Source organism: Rheinheimera sp. A13L (genome assembly GCF_000217935.1).
Classification (GTDB): Bacteria; Pseudomonadota; Gammaproteobacteria; order Enterobacterales; family Alteromonadaceae; genus Pararheinheimera.
In genome coordinates this window covers 1-14,851 of sequence record NZ_AFHI01000045.1, presented here as the reverse complement: position 1 = coordinate 14,851, position 14,851 = coordinate 1, and the positions used below count along the sequence as shown (strand labels likewise).

The following is a 14,851-nucleotide window of genomic DNA, read 5'->3' as shown; positions in this document are numbered from 1 at the left end:
AATGAACGCTAAGTTGTTCCAGGGAAAACGTGTTGCTGTGATAGGACTAGGCCTTTCAGGTCTGGCCACAGTGCGCTTTTTGCTGAAACAAGGCGTGAAACCAGTACTGATGGATACCCGCTTAAAAGTGTCAGGACTGGATCAAATTCCGGCAGACAAAGTGGACGGTATTTATTTAGGTGAACTGGACGCAAATCGTTTAGCTCATATGGATGTGTTAGTAGTCAGCCCAGGCTTAGATCCTAAACATCCTGCTATACGTTTTGCTTTAGCTCAGGGGGCCTTGTTGATTGGTGATGTAGAGCTGTTTGCACTGCAAAACCAGAAGCCAGTGCTGGCCATTACCGGCGCCAATGGTAAATCCACTGTCACCAGTTTAACTGCCCATATGCTGCAATGCTCCGGCTTACGAGCTGTGGCTGCAGGCAATATTGGTTTACCTATTCTGGATGCACTGCAAAGCGACGCCGACGTCTTTGTGCTGGAGCTATCAAGCTTCCAGTTGGATACCACTCATTCTTTACGAAGCAAAGCCGCCTGTATTTTAAATGTGACTGAAGATCATATGGACAGATACGGTACTATGGCCGCTTACGCTGCTTCCAAGCAAAGGGTGTATCAGGGCACTGATCTGGCGATTTACAATAAAACCGATGAGTTAACCACACCAAAAGCTGCAGTTCCTGCTCTGGCTATTGATTTAGCGGGTACAGACTACGGTGTCGTGCAGCATAAGGGCGAAAGCTGGTTGCTGGTTGCTGGCGAGCCTTTAATGCCAGCACGAGACATGACCATAGTGGGTCTGCATAACCAGTTTAATGCTCTGGCCAGTTGCGCTTTAGCTTTAGCCGCTGGTGCCTGCCGCAGTGGTTTAATTGATGCATTAAAAACCTTTACCTCTTTACCACACCGCTGTCAGTTAGTGCTGGATCATAAAGCCGTGCGCTGGGTTAATGATTCCAAAGCCACTAATGTAGGAGCCACTTTAGCTGCTATTGCCGGTTTACGTGCCGAAGTGACAGGTCAACTGATTTTAATAGCGGGTGGGGATGGCAAAGGCGCTGATTTCAGTGAATTGGCCACAGTACTGAATCGTGACGTGGATCATTTAATTACCTTAGGTCAGGACGGTCCCGCTATTGCTGCACTCAAAGCAGGAAGCTTTGAAGTGAAAGATTTAATAGCCGCAGTAAAAACAGCTGCTCAGTTAGCAACAGCAGGGGATCTGGTGTTGTTATCACCTGCCTGTGCCAGCCTGGATATGTTTAAAAATTACGAAGACCGTGGCCAGCAATTTGCTGCCGCTGTGCAGAAGGTGTGGTTATGAAGCAAATGCTGATGAACCTTATGCCTTCACCCAGCGAAGCCATTGCTTTGTGGTGGCAACGTGATGAAGCCAACAGCTACGACAAGTTGTTTCTGGTGTTGCTGGCGCTGGTGATCTGCGTTGGCATTATTATGGTGACCAGTGCTTCAGTGCCTGTGGCTGAGCGTTTATTTGGTAACCCGTTGCATTTCACTATCCGTCATCTGGTGTACCTGGTGATCGGTTTAGGGGCCTCTTATGTGGTGCTGAATGTACCTGTCTCCTGGTGGCACAATACCAATATTTTATTGCTGATGCTGGCGCTGGCATTGCTGATCGCTGTGTTGCTGTTTGGTCGCAACGTCAATGGTTCAACCCGCTGGCTGGCGCTTGGTCCTTTTAATATTCAGGCGGCTGAGCCCGCCAAATTGTTCTTTTTTGTTTATCTGGCCAGTTATCTGGTGCGTCGCCATGAGGAAGTACGGGAAAACATTAAGGGTTTTATCAAACCACTGATTGTTTTGTTTGTGTTGGCGGTCTTGCTGTTGATGCAACCTGACCTGGGCACAGTGATTGTGATGTTTGCCACTGCGGTAGTGTTGCTGTTTTTGGCCGGTGCTAAGTTATGGCAGTTTTTCTGTTTAATTTTCACAGGTTTAGCCGCTATTGGTGTGTTGATTGTGTACAGCGAATACCGTTGGCGTCGTGTCACCTCCTTTTTAGATCCATGGGCTGATCCTTTTGGTAACGGCTATCAGTTGACCCAATCGCTGATGGCTTTTGGCCGTGGTAGCTGGTTTGGGCAGGGCCTCGGCAACAGCGTACAAAAGTTGGAATATTTACCAGAAGCTCATACCGACTTTATTTTTGCTGTGATTGCAGAAGAAACCGGCTTGGTGGGTGTTTTTGTCATTTTGAGCCTGCTGTTTTTACTGGTCAGCCGCGCTTTATGGATTGGTAACAAAGCTTTGTTTAAGGGCATGAGTTTTCATGGCTTTTTAGCTTATGCACTGGCGATTTGGATAGGTTTTCAAACCTGCGTCAATGTAGGTGTAGCAAGCGGCGTGCTGCCAACCAAAGGTTTAACTTTGCCTTTTATCAGTTCGGGCGGCAGTAGCTTAATTATTATGATGGTGGCCGCAGCTTTGTTACTGCGAATTGATTTTGAAGTGCGATTGAAAGGTCGACATGCCATTAGCGGAGGTCCTCATGCCTGAGCTGATTCAGACTGCAGACCAAAAGCAGAAAACGGCGCTGATTATGGCGGGTGGCACTGGTGGTCATATTTTTCCTGCTAAAGCTGTGGCTGAACTGTTGAAGCAACAAGGCTGGAGCATTCATTGGCTGGGTACCGCCGACCGCATGGAAGCGACCTTAGTGCCGCAGTTTGGTTTTCCGTTTCATAGCATTGCTGTGGCCGGTTTACGTGGCAAAGGTTTAAAAAGCTTGATCAAAGCGCCGCTGATGTTATGGCGCTCCATCAGTCAGGCCCGTGCTTTAGTCAAGCAACTGAACCCTGATTTGGTGTTAGGTTTTGGTGGTTATGCCAGTGGTCCAGGTGGTTTAGCTGCATGGTTAGCGGGCAAGCCTTTAATAGTGCATGAGCAAAATGCAGTAGCTGGCACCACCAACAGGTTATTAGCCCGTATTGCCAATAAGGTCTTGGTGGCTTTTCCGCAAGCTTTTGCTGATCGCAAAGACAGAGTGGTGGTAGGCAATCCGGTGCGTGCTGAAGTACTGGCTGTGTCGACACAAAAGCAACTGCAGGCGCCAGGTGAAAGCTTAAAAGTATTAGTGGTAGGTGGCAGTTTAGGTGCTCAGGTGTTTAACCAACAGTTACCTGGCATTTTTGCTCAGGCTGCCAATACTGGTGCGCTGGAAATACGGCATCAAACCGGTAAAAACATGGAGCTTCAGGTGCAGCAGGCTTATGCCGCTTTACCTGAATTAGCAGCCAGTGCCAGTGCTTTTATTGAAGATATGGCTGCGGCTTATACCTGGGCTGACTTAGTGATTTGTCGTGCCGGTGCTTTAACCGTCTCTGAAGTGGCTTGTGCAGGTGTGGCGGCAGTTTTTGTGCCTTTGCCATCCGCTATTGATGATCACCAGACGGCCAATGCCAGCTGGTTAGTGCAAAAACAAGGGGCAGTCTTGCTGCCACAAAACGAATTCAGTAAAGGTGCTTTGTTGCCTTTACTCCAGTCCTGGTTACAGGACAAAAGTGCACTGCGTCATTTGGCAAATAATGCCCGCAGAACAGCAATAGATGATGCCGCAGAACAAGTTGTAAGAGTCTGTGGTGAAGTAACAGGTAAGACTAAATGAGCAATACAAAACAACAAAAGAAAAATGCTATGCGCCGTGTCGAGCGGATCCACTTTGTGGGCATCGGCGGCGCTGGTATGGGTGGTATTGCCGAAGTATTAGTCAATGAAGGTTATAAAGTTTCAGGTTCTGATATAGCGCCAAACCCTGTGGTCGACCGTTTAAGCTCATTAGGTGCTTGTATTGTGATTGGTCATAAGGCCGAAAACATCGAAGGCGCCAGTGTGGTTGTTGTCTCCAGCGCTATTAAAACCGATAACCCTGAAGTAGCTGCAGCGATAGAACACCGTATTCCGGTAGTGCGCCGTGCTGAAATGCTGGCTGAACTGATGCGTTTTCGCCATGGCATCGCTATTGCCGGTACCCACGGTAAAACCACAACGACCAGCCTAATAGCTTCTATTTTTGCGGAAGCGGGCACTGATCCTACTTTTGTGATTGGTGGTTTACTGAATTCTGCGGGTACCAATGCCCGTTTAGGCGCTGGTCGCTATTTAATTGCTGAAGCGGACGAGAGCGACGCCTCTTTCCTGCACTTGCAGCCTATGGCTTCGGTGATCACCAATATTGAACCTGATCATATGGAAACCTATCAGGGTGACTTTGAAAAAATGAAAGCCACCTATCTGGAGTTTTGCCATAACCTGCCATTTTATGGTGTCGCTGTGATGTGTATCGACGATGCTGTAGTGCGCGAGCTGATCCCACAAATTGGCCGTTTTGTCATTACCTATGGTTTTAGCGAAGATGCGGATTATGTGATCAGCGACTTCGGACAGACAGGTACCCAGAGCCATTTTGTTATTACCGATAAAGAAGGTGTGGCCAGCCAAATTGAGTTGAATTTAGCTGGTCGTCACAATGCATTAAATGCGACCGCAGCTTTTGCTGTAGCAAAAGATGAAGGTATAGCCACGGATTCTATTTTGGCTGCGCTGCAAAAATTCGAAGGTATAGGCCGTCGTTTTGAACAGTATGGCGAGTTTGAAACAGGCCGCGGTAAAGTGCTGCTGGTGGATGACTATGGCCACCATCCAAGTGAAGTTGCTGCCACTCTGGCTGCAGCGCGTAACGCCTGGCCAGAGCGTCGTATTGTGATGGCCTATCAGCCACACCGTTACACCAGAACCCGTGATTTATACGAAGACTTCGCCAAAGTGCTGTCGTCTGTCGATTTATTGTTATTGCTTGAAGTCTATGCCGCAGGCGAAGCCGCTATTCCTGGTGCAGATAGCCGCAGTTTATGCCGCTCTATCCGCGCTCGTGGTCAGTTGGACCCTATTTATGTGGCGACTCCTGCCGACTTGCCTGCAGCTTTAGCTGATGTGTTGCAGGACGGTGATGTACTGCTGACTCAGGGCGCCGGCAATATAGGCGCGCTGGCCAAACAACTGGCGGCGACTAAATTAGCAATTTCTGCATTAAAACCAAACGAGGGAGCTTGAAGTATGAGCAGCAAATTTGGCAAAGTGGCGGTGATGTTGGGTGGAACCTCGGCAGAACGTGAAGTTTCATTGCGTTCTGGTGCCGCAGTTTTAGCTGCTCTGCAAAAGCAAGGTGTAGACGCCCATGCTTTTGACCCTAAAGATCAGCCCTTAAGTGCTTTGACTGCAGCTGGTTTTGACCGCGTATTTATCGTGCTGCATGGCCGGGGTGGTGAAGACGGCACTATGCAGGGCGCATTGCAGTTAATGGGTTTGCCTTATACCGGCAGTCGTGTTTTAGGTTCAGCTTTGGCGATGGATAAAATCCGCTGCAAATGGCTGTTTCAGGCACAAGGTTTGCCTACGGCGAAATTTTTGGTAGCTGAAGCTGGGAAGCAACTGAATTATCAGGATATTTTGCAACAATTAGCTGGTAAAGTGATGGTGAAACCAGCGAATGAAGGGTCCAGTATTGGCATGAGTGCAGCAAGCACCGCACAAGAGCTGGAACAGGCATTGGCTGTGGCATCTAAGTACGATGCGGATGTGCTGGTAGAACAATGGATCCAGGGCCGCGAATTTACCGTGACTGTGCTCAATGGCAAGGCTCTGCCAGTCGTTGAAATGCGTACTCCCCGCTCTTTTTATGATTACGAAGCCAAGTATCAGTCCAATAGCACTGAATACCTTTGTCCTGCGCCTTTAACAGCTGAGCAGACGGCGTTTTTACAGCAAGCCGCTGCCGCAGCTTTTACTGCTGTGGGTGCTTCAGGTTGGGGCCGTGTGGATGCGATGCTGGATGAGCAGGGTAATTTTTATCTGCTGGAAGTGAATACTGTGCCGGGCATGACAGAAAAGTCATTGGTGCCTATGGCCGCCAAAGCAGCAGGTTTGAGTTTTGAACAGTTAGTTTTACAGATTTTAGAACAGACCTTATGACTAAAAACGGCAAGACAGTAACAACACCTGTGAACAAAGCCTTCTGGGCTGGTGTGGTGTTTTTCTGTTTTTCCGTCTGGTTTGTCAGCTGGTTAGGCTATCAGATCTGGCTCTGGAGCCAGGATCAACAAAGTGCGCCTATTCAGCAAGTGAAGGTTTATGGCGATTTTTCTCAGATCGAAGCGGCAGGGTTAAACCAAAAGCTGCAACAACAGTATCTGGGTAACTTTTTTAATTTGAACGTGGATCAGGTGCAGCTGTTTCTGCAGCAACAACCCTGGGTCGCTCAGGCAGCCGTGCGCAAACAATGGCCTGATACGCTCGTGGTGGTGGTGACTGAACATAAGCCAGTGGCGATATGGAATGACCAATATTTACTCAATCAACAAGGTCAACTCTTTGTCGCTCCTGTAGCTGAACTAAAACAGTCATTGCCAAAGTTACAAGGTCCGGACGGGGCCGAGCAGGATGCACTGACCATGTTCAATCAATTGAATCAGATGCTGACCGTCCATCAGCATATGGCAACAGGATTAACAGTGTCAGCCCGTCAGGCCTGGCAACTGAATTTAGCAGAGGGCATTCAATTGACTCTGGGCCGGGAAGATACGGCAAAGCGGGTGCAGCGGTTTATCGATTTGTACCCTGTGATTAGTAAACATAAAACTCAGGCAGTTGCCGAAGTTGATTTGCGTTATGACACAGGCGTCGCTGTACGTTGGGTCGAAGCGCCAGAACAAAGAGAAGAAGATGACAAAGTCGACAGAACGTGATCTTATCGTTGGCTTAGATATAGGCACAGCACAGGTGAAAGCCTTAGTGGGTGAAATTACCGCTGACAATCAGTTAAGTATTGTTGGTGTAGGTACTCATGTAGCCCGTGGTATGGACAAAGGTGGTGTGAACGATCTGAACCTGGTGGTGCAGTCTGTGCGCCGCGCTGTGGAAGAAGCTGAACTGATGGCCGATTGCCGGGTGTCTTCTGTGTATTTAGGTATTACCGGTAAACATATTCGTTGTCAGAACGAAAGTGGCATGGTGCCTATTAATGACGCCGAAGTGACAGCTGAAGATGTGATTAACGTCATTCATGCCGCCAAATCTGTGCCTATTTCGGCCGAACGTCGCATGTTGCATGTGCTGCCACAGGAATTTTCAGTCGACATGCAGGAAGGCATTAAAAGCCCAATCGGCATGTCAGGGGTGCGGATGGAAGCCAAAGCGCACATCATTACGTGCGCCAATGATATGGCAAAAAATATCGAAAAATGTGCTGAGCGCTGCGAGCTGCATGTCGACCAGCTGATTTTTTCTTCATTAGCGTCCAGCTATGCAGTGCTGACGGATGATGAAAAAGAGCTGGGCGTCTGCGTCGTCGATATGGGCGGCGGCACTATAGATATCTCGGTATTTACTAATGGTGCTTTACGTCATACCGCTGTGATCCCTGTGGCCGGTAATCAGGTCACCAGCGATATTGCCAAAATTTTCCGCACGCCTTTAGGCCATGCCGAAGATATCAAAGTGCAATACGCCTGTGCGCTTCGCAGTATGGTGGGTAAAGAAGAAAATATTGAAGTGCCAAGCGTGGGTGGTCGTCCGGCTCGCAGCATGTCACGTCATACCCTGGCTGAGGTGGTTGAACCCCGCTACCAGGAATTGTTTGAACTGGTGCTGGAAGAAATTCGCAGCTGTGGTCTGGAAGAGCAAATTGCCGCAGGCATAGTGCTGACCGGTGGTACCGCCAAAATGGAAGGTGCCATTGAGTTTGCCGAAGATATTTTTCAGATGCCGGTGCGTTTAGGTTATCCGATTGGCATCAGCGGTTTAAAAGAATATGTACAGGACCCGGCCTACGCCAGCGTAGTGGGGTTATTGATTTATGGAAAAGACATGCGGACCCAGCAAAAAAAAGCTGTTGCTGCCCGCGAGTCAGTCGGCGGCATGGTGAAACGACTCACCAGCTGGTTTAAAGGCGAATTTTAACTTTTTGAGTAAGCGTACTAAAACGGAGAGAGAGCTATGTTTGAGTTAATGGAAAGCCACAGCGAAGAAGCTGTAATTAAAGTAATAGGTGTTGGTGGTGGTGGCGGTAACGCTGTTGAGTATATGGTTGCAAGCAACATTGAAGGTGTTGAATTTATTGCTGCCAATACGGACGCGCAGGCGCTGCGTAACTCTTCTGCACATATGACTCTGCAACTGGGTGCTGGCGTGACTAAAGGTTTAGGCGCTGGTGCTAACCCTGAAGTGGGTCGTCGTTCTGCAGAAGAAGACCGTGAGACTATTAAGAAAACGCTGCAAGGCGCAGATATGATCTTTATCGCTGCCGGTATGGGCGGTGGTACTGGTACTGGTGCTGCCCCAATAGTAGCTGAAGTAGCCCGTGAAATGGGTATTTTGACTGTTGCTGTTGTGACTAAGCCATTCCCGTTCGAAGGTAAAAAGCGTTTAGCTTATGCGGACGAAGGTATTGCTGAACTGGCAAAACATGTGGATTCACTGATCACTATTCCTAACGACAAGTTGTTAAAAGTCTTAGGCAAAGGCACCAGCCTGCTGGATGCGTTTAAAGCGGCGAACAACGTATTGTTAGGTGCAGTGCAGGGTATTGCAGAGCTGATCACTCGTCCTGGTCTGATTAACGTCGACTTTGCCGACGTTCGTACTGTCATGTCAGAAATGGGTACTGCGATGATGGGTACTGGCCGTGCTTCTGGTCCTGACCGTGCTGAAGAAGCCGCTGAACAAGCGATTTCAAGCCCGTTACTGGAAGATATCGATTTGTCAGGTGCTAAAGGTATTCTGGTGAATATCACGGCTGGTCTGGATATCAGCATTGAAGAGTTTGAAACTGTAGGTAATGCGGTTAAAGCTTTTGCCTCAGAAAATGCAACTGTAGTCGTTGGTGCTGTAATTGACCCTGATATGTCGGATGAGCTGCGTGTGACTGTAGTGGCCACAGGTATAGGTGCAGAGCGTAAGCCTGATATCAGCCTGGTGCCAAATCACCGTCATGAACCAGTTCGTTCAGCGCACGTTTATGGCAATGCTGGTACAAGCTATGCTCATCATCAGGGTAACGCCGCCCGTGATATGTCACAGGCGCAGTTAGAAGTACCGAATGTGCAAAGTAAACCTGTAGCGGAAAAACAAGCGAACATCGATATTTTCGATATTCCGGCGTTTTTACGTAAACAAGCTGACTGATTTTTAGTCAGCTTACAAAAGGCCCAAAGGTTGGCATAGCTGGTCAGCTATGTTATGCTTCGCCGCCATTTTGGATTTGTTCAAAATTTGAACAGGAAAAAATATGATTAAACAACGTACCATTGCAAAATCAATCAGCTCGATCGGGGTAGGTTTACACAAGGGAGAAAAGGTTACGCTTACTCTCCGGCCTGCTCCTGATAATACCGGTATTGTATTCCGGCGTGTCGATCTGAACCCGATCGTTGATTTTAAAGTCAGCCCTGAATTAGTGGGCGACACTGTGATGTGTACTTGTTTGATCAACGACGAAGGCGTACGCCTGTCCACCACTGAGCATTTAATGGCTGCAGTGGCTGGTTTAGGTATCGATAACCTGTTTATCGAAGTCGATTCTGCTGAAATTCCAATTATGGACGGCAGTGCCAACCCTTTTGTTTATCTGTTGCTGGAAGCCGGCGTCAGTGAACAGAAAAAAGCCAAAAAGTTTATCCGCATTAAGCAAAAAGTACGGGTTGAAGACGGTGATAAGTGGGCCGAGTTTGTGCCACACCACGGTTTCCGTATGGATTTTGCCATCGATTTTGATCATCCTGTGATTTCAGAAACCAAACAGCGCATGAAGCTGGACTTCTCAGCCGCCTCTTTTATTAAAGACATCAGCCGTGCCCGTACTTTTGGTTTCCTGCAGGACATTGAATATTTACGCGCCAATAATCTGGCGTTAGGTGGAAGTTTTGATAACGCCGTAGTGCTGGATGAGTTCAGGGTATTAAACCAGGACGGTTTACGCTACGAAGACGAGTTTATCAAACATAAAATTCTGGATGCAATCGGTGATTTATACATGGCCGGTTACAGCATTCTGGGCGAGTTCCGTTCTTATAAAACGGGTCATGCCTTAAATAACCAGTTATTGTCAGCAGTGCTTGCTGATCAGGCGAACTGGGAATTTGTCAGCTTCGAAAAAGACGCGCAAATGCCAATATCGTACTTAGCGCCACAATTAGCCTAAGTCTTGGGGGCAGAGTCAGGTTTTTGAGCCAGCTCTGCCAGCCTTTGTAGTTTCTGCTTTAACTCACCTTCACTGTTTTGTGCTAAAGCCAGTAAATACACCGCAGCTTGTTCAGAGATTTTAGGTCCTTCAGTTTTGATTTCTTCCGCTTTGACATACTGCAGCTGGGTATTGGGTGACACTTCAATATCGATACCTGCTAAATCCGGCAAGATTTTCTGGCGGAAATTGTCTAGAATGGCCTCTCTTTGCATTTTCAGCCGGGTTGCCCAGGCAGGCGATTGGCATAAAATTACTAAGCGACCAGCTTTTATGGTACTAATTTTGCAAAAACCGGATGGATCCAGTTGCAGAAACTGCGCTAATTCGGTATTAAGTTGGCGCAACAGATCGGCGTGCTGCATGGTAGACAACAAAGAGCTTTGTTGCAGCAACTGACTTAGATCCACTGGTTTCTGAGAATAGCGCGCCATCTTAACTTATGAATTTATACTGAGGTTGCATGAGTGTAACAGTTTTCTATCGTGGCCGACATCGCCACTTCAGCTTTGGCAGCACGCCATCGCAACTGACAGTCACGGCCGTCTTACTTTTTTGTATTGCGTCTGGGGCAGGTGCAGCTTTTGCTAATCTGTTTCAGAAAGGCAATGCCGAACTTGAAAAAGTTCAGCTGAGCCGTGCCGCTGAAACTGAAGAAATAGCGGATATTCGCCGTCGCGCTGAAAATCAGCTGGCTGCGTTGACGTCCAAAGTGGCAACACTGCAGGCTCAGGTGAACCGACTGAATATGGTGGGTGAACGCTTAATTGACGCCGCCAATTTATCGACAGAAGAGTTTAACCTGCACGAGAACCCGGCTATGGGGGGACCAGCACAAACTTCGACAGAGATCAGTCTGGCTGAACTGAATGCCGTATTGTTGCAGCTCAACGAGCTGGAGCAAAATCTGCAATCAGAACAAACCCGCTTTGCGATGCTTGAATCTCTGGATTTGAATCACCATATAGGAAAAAGCGTTCAGTTATCAGGCCGCCCTGTATTAAGTGGTTATTTATCGTCGAGCTTTGGTGTACGCAGTGATCCCTTTAGTGGGGAGCCTTCAGTACACCGTGGGGTAGATTTTGCTGGCAGGGAAGGTGATTCTATTTTTGCGACAGCAGGTGGCATAGTCACCTGGGCTGGAGAACGTTTTGGTTACGGTAAAATGGTTGAAATTGAGCATAGTGATGGCTATCGCACTCGTTATGCTCATGCCAAAGAGACCACTGTTCAGGTTGGACAGATGGTGACCAAAGGGCAAGAAGTTGCCATTATGGGCAGCACTGGCCGTTCAACAGGCCCCCATGTGCATTACGAAGTACTGAAAAACGGGCAGCAAATTGACCCTATGATGTTTGTTAATCGCCGTATCCAATAATATGTACTCACTTTCCTGAAGCAGGAGTTTCTGGGATGTGAGTAAAAAAGGCTCAGGCCGGACTCGGAGTGAGTCTCAACCAAGAAGTGGTATTTATAAAATGTTTGGAAAATTTTTCGCCAAATTAATCGGTAGTCGTAATGATCGTTATTTAAAAAAGCTGAAAAAAACGGTTGATCTGATTAATAGCCTGGAACCTTCTTTTGTTGCCCTGACCGACGAACAACTCAAACTAAAAACCGCTGAATTTAAACAGCGCGTTGCAGACGGCGCCACACTGGATGATTTATTACCAGAGGCTTTTGCCACAGTACGTGAAGCCAGTAAACGTGTGTTTAAGATGCGTCATTTTGATGTGCAGCTGATTGGCGGTATAGTTTTGCATCAGGGTAAAATCTCTGAGATGCGTACAGGTGAAGGTAAAACCTTAACTGCTACTTTGCCTGCTTACTTAAATGCTTTAAGTGGTCAGGCTGTACACGTTATTACGGTCAACGACTACCTAGCCCGTCGTGATGCGGAAACCAACGCGCCTTTATTTGATTTCTTAGGCTTAACAGTCGGTGTGAACGTGCCTGGTATGGGCCATACGGATAAACAAGCCGCCTACAACGCAGATATCACTTACGGTACCAACAATGAATTTGGTTTTGATTACCTGCGCGACAACATGGCATTTTCTGCTGTAGAGCGGGTTCAGCGTCATTTAGCTTATGCCATTATCGATGAAGTGGATTCTATTTTAATAGACGAAGCCCGTACTCCACTGATTATTTCGGGTCAGGCGGAAGACAGCTCTGAGCTGTACCGCGTGATCAATACAGTGGTGCCTCAGCTTGTTAAGCAGGAAAAAGAAGATGAAGAAGGCGCTATGGGTGATGGTCACTTCACCATAGATGAAAAAGCCAAACAAATTTATCTGACTGAACTGGGCCAGATCCGGGTTGAAGAAATTTTACAGGAGCTTGGATTAATCCAACCTGGTGACTCGCTGTTCTCTGCGGCTAACATTACCTTGTTGCACCATACCTATGCTGCATTACGCGCGCACAACCTGTTTAAGAAAGACGTAGACTATGTGATCAAAGATAACGAGATTGTTATCGTTGATGAGCATACAGGCCGAACTATGGAAGGCCGTCGCTGGTCTGAAGGTTTGCACCAGGCCATTGAAGCCAAAGAAGGGGTTCGTATTAACCACGAAAACCAGACTTTAGCTTCTATCACCTTCCAGAACCTGTTCCGTTTGTACGACAAACTGGCTGGTATGACAGGTACTGCAGACACTGAAGCTTTTGAATTCCAGTCTATTTACGGCTTAGAAACCATAGTAGTTCCAACCAACAGACCTATGGTGCGTAAGGATATGCCTGATTTGGTGTATCTGACGGTAGAAGAAAAGTATCAGGCGATTATCAAAGACATTGAAGAGAACCGTGCACTGAAGCGTCCTATTCTGGTGGGTACTGCGTCCATTGAAAGTTCTGAGTATCTGTCGAAATTGCTGCATGAAGCTAAAATTCCGCATCAGGTATTAAATGCCAAGTTCCACGCCAACGAAGCGCAAATTATTGCTCAGGCCGGTCAGCCAGGCACTGTGACTATAGCCACTAACATGGCCGGTCGTGGTACAGATATAGTTCTGGGTGGTAACTTACAAGCTGAACTGGCCGCTTTAGGTGATGTCAGCGCAGAACAAATTGAACAAGTGAAACAAGAATGGCAAAAACGCCATGACGCAGTAATTGAGTCTGGTGGTTTGCATATCATCGGTACTGAACGTCATGAATCCCGTCGTATCGACAACCAGTTACGGGGTCGTTCTGGTCGTCAGGGTGATCCGGGTTCTTCACGGTTCTACTTATCGTTAGACGATGCATTAATGCGTATTTTTGCTTCAGACCGCATGGCGGGCATGATGCGCAAACTGGGCATGGAACCAGGTGAAGCCATTGAGCATCCATGGGTCAGTCGCGCTATTGAAAATGCCCAACGTAAAGTAGAAGCCCGTAACTTTGATATCCGTAAGCAATTACTGGAATTTGATGACGTAGCCAACGACCAGCGTAAAGTGGTGTATGAGCAACGTAATGAGCTGATGGATACGGCTGATATTTCTGAAACCATCAATGCCATTCGTCACGATGTAGTGGCTTCAGTGCTGGATCAATACATTCCGCCTCAGTCACTGGACGAAATGTGGGATATTCCGGGCTTAGAAGCGCGATTCCGCTCTGATTTTGCCATCGACATGCCTATTGCCAAATGGTTAGCGGACGACAAAAAACTCTTTGAAGAGAAGCTGCGTGAGCAAATCCACGAAGTAGTGGATAAGTCTTACGAGCTGAAAGAGCATATGGTTGGCCCTTCGGTGCTGCGTCAGTTTGAAAAGTCAGTGATGCTGCAAAGCTTAGACACACACTGGAAAGAACACCTGGCGGCAATGGACCATTTACGTCAGGGCATTAACTTACGTGGTTATGCACAGAAGAACCCGAAACAAGAATACAAGCGTGAAGCTTTTGAGTTGTTCTCCACTATGCTGGACAACCTGAAACTGGATGTGATTGGTGTGTTGTCACGGGTTCAGATCCGTGCAGCTGAAGACGTCGATGCAGTAGAAGAGCAACGCCGTAAAGCAGAAAGTACCGATATGCAGTTCCAGCACGAAGAAATGGAACAAGTGGCTACTGAAGTTCCACATAGCAGCGCTTCGGCTGTGTTTCGTGATGCTGAAAAAGTAGGACGTAACGATCCTTGTCCTTGTGGCTCAGGTAAAAAATACAAACAGTGTCACGGTAAGTTGGTTTAAACCATGACGCTTAAAGTAGTTCATGTGGCCGTTGGTGTGATTTTAAAGGATCAACAGGTACTGTTAGCGTTACGCCCTGACAAATTACACCAGGGCGGTCGCTGGGAGTTTCCCGGTGGTAAAGTGGAAACGGGTGAAACCACCAGCCAGGCTTTGGCGCGTGAACTGAAAGAAGAAATCGATTTAGATATTGCAGCTTCAAGCCCATGGTTTGAGCTGCAGTATGCCTACCCCGAAAAAACAGTGTTGCTGGATATTCATCTGGTGCAGCAGTTTGAAGGGGAAGCAAAGGGTCTGGAAGGCCAGCCAGTGCGCTGGGTGCCTTTGTCAGAGCTGGATCAGTATCAGTTCCCTGATGCTAATCAGCCGATTTTAGATAAGTTGTTGGCCGAATTCGGCGCCA

13 protein-coding genes are annotated in these 14,851 nt (G+C 47.7%); 12 read left to right on the top strand and 1 reads right to left on the bottom strand.

All coding sequences use genetic code 11. The features are described 5' to 3' along the window. Position 1: 1 nt before the first annotated feature. From murD to lpxC, 9 genes are all read left to right on the top strand, one after another. Positions 2-1,327: a UDP-N-acetylmuramoyl-L-alanine--D-glutamate ligase gene (murD, locus tag RHEIN_RS16380; RefSeq protein ID WP_008900097.1), complete on the top strand. Its 1,326-nt coding sequence runs from the start codon at positions 2-4 to the stop codon at positions 1,325-1,327. Then, positions 1,324-2,523: a putative lipid II flippase FtsW gene (ftsW, locus tag RHEIN_RS16375; protein ID WP_008900096.1), complete on the top strand. Its 1,200-nt coding sequence runs from the start codon at positions 1,324-1,326 to the stop codon at positions 2,521-2,523. Before murD ends, ftsW begins: the two co-directional genes overlap by 4 nt. Further along, on the top strand, positions 2,516-3,631 hold the full coding sequence (gene murG / locus RHEIN_RS16370) for an undecaprenyldiphospho-muramoylpentapeptide beta-N-acetylglucosaminyltransferase (protein ID WP_008900095.1): 1,116 nt from the start codon (positions 2,516-2,518) through the stop codon (positions 3,629-3,631). The genes ftsW and murG overlap by 8 nt, the downstream gene beginning before the upstream one ends. After that, positions 3,628-5,076, top strand: coding sequence for a UDP-N-acetylmuramate--L-alanine ligase (gene murC / locus RHEIN_RS16365; RefSeq protein ID WP_008900094.1), 1,449 nt, complete (start codon positions 3,628-3,630; stop codon positions 5,074-5,076). Before murG ends, murC begins: the two co-directional genes overlap by 4 nt. A gap of 3 nt (positions 5,077-5,079) precedes the next feature. Continuing rightward, positions 5,080-5,994, top strand: a complete 915-nt coding sequence (locus RHEIN_RS16360) for a D-alanine--D-alanine ligase (RefSeq protein WP_008900093.1) — start codon at positions 5,080-5,082, stop codon at positions 5,992-5,994. Beyond that, on the top strand, positions 5,991-6,767 hold the full coding sequence (locus tag RHEIN_RS16355; RefSeq protein WP_008900092.1) for a cell division protein FtsQ/DivIB: 777 nt from the start codon (positions 5,991-5,993) through the stop codon (positions 6,765-6,767). The genes RHEIN_RS16360 and RHEIN_RS16355 overlap by 4 nt, the downstream gene beginning before the upstream one ends. Beyond that, positions 6,745-7,980 carry a cell division protein FtsA gene (gene ftsA / locus RHEIN_RS16350; protein WP_008900091.1) on the top strand — a complete coding sequence of 412 codons (1,236 nt, stop codon included), beginning with the start codon at positions 6,745-6,747 and terminating at the stop codon, positions 7,978-7,980. The genes RHEIN_RS16355 and ftsA overlap by 23 nt, the downstream gene beginning before the upstream one ends. 36 nt (positions 7,981-8,016) lie before the next feature. Beyond that, positions 8,017-9,204: a cell division protein FtsZ gene (gene ftsZ, locus RHEIN_RS16345; protein WP_008900090.1), complete on the top strand. Its 1,188-nt coding sequence runs from the start codon at positions 8,017-8,019 to the stop codon at positions 9,202-9,204. A 103-nt stretch (positions 9,205-9,307) separates the two neighbouring features. Further along, positions 9,308-10,219 carry a UDP-3-O-acyl-N-acetylglucosamine deacetylase gene (gene lpxC / locus RHEIN_RS16340; protein WP_008900089.1) on the top strand — a complete coding sequence of 304 codons (912 nt, stop codon included), beginning with the start codon at positions 9,308-9,310 and terminating at the stop codon, positions 10,217-10,219. Here the strand turns inward: lpxC and RHEIN_RS16335 are convergent. Beyond that, positions 10,216-10,692, bottom strand: coding sequence for a DUF721 domain-containing protein (locus RHEIN_RS16335; RefSeq protein WP_008900088.1), 477 nt, complete (start codon positions 10,690-10,692; stop codon positions 10,216-10,218). The two genes, lpxC and RHEIN_RS16335, sit on opposite strands and share 4 nt — an antisense overlap. 29 nt (positions 10,693-10,721) lie before the next feature. Between RHEIN_RS16335 and RHEIN_RS16330 the strand changes: the two genes are divergently transcribed. From RHEIN_RS16330 to mutT, 3 genes are all read left to right on the top strand, one after another. Continuing rightward, positions 10,722-11,636 carry a M23 family metallopeptidase gene (locus RHEIN_RS16330; RefSeq protein WP_008900087.1) on the top strand — a complete coding sequence of 305 codons (915 nt, stop codon included), beginning with the start codon at positions 10,722-10,724 and terminating at the stop codon, positions 11,634-11,636. Between the two features lie 100 nt (positions 11,637-11,736). After that, positions 11,737-14,448, top strand: coding sequence for a preprotein translocase subunit SecA (gene secA / locus RHEIN_RS16325; RefSeq protein WP_040555316.1), 2,712 nt, complete (start codon positions 11,737-11,739; stop codon positions 14,446-14,448). A 3-nt stretch (positions 14,449-14,451) separates the two neighbouring features. Beyond that, positions 14,452-14,851: 8-oxo-dGTP diphosphatase MutT (gene mutT, locus RHEIN_RS16320; RefSeq protein ID WP_008900085.1), on the top strand; the 400-nt coding region annotated here is incomplete at its 3' end.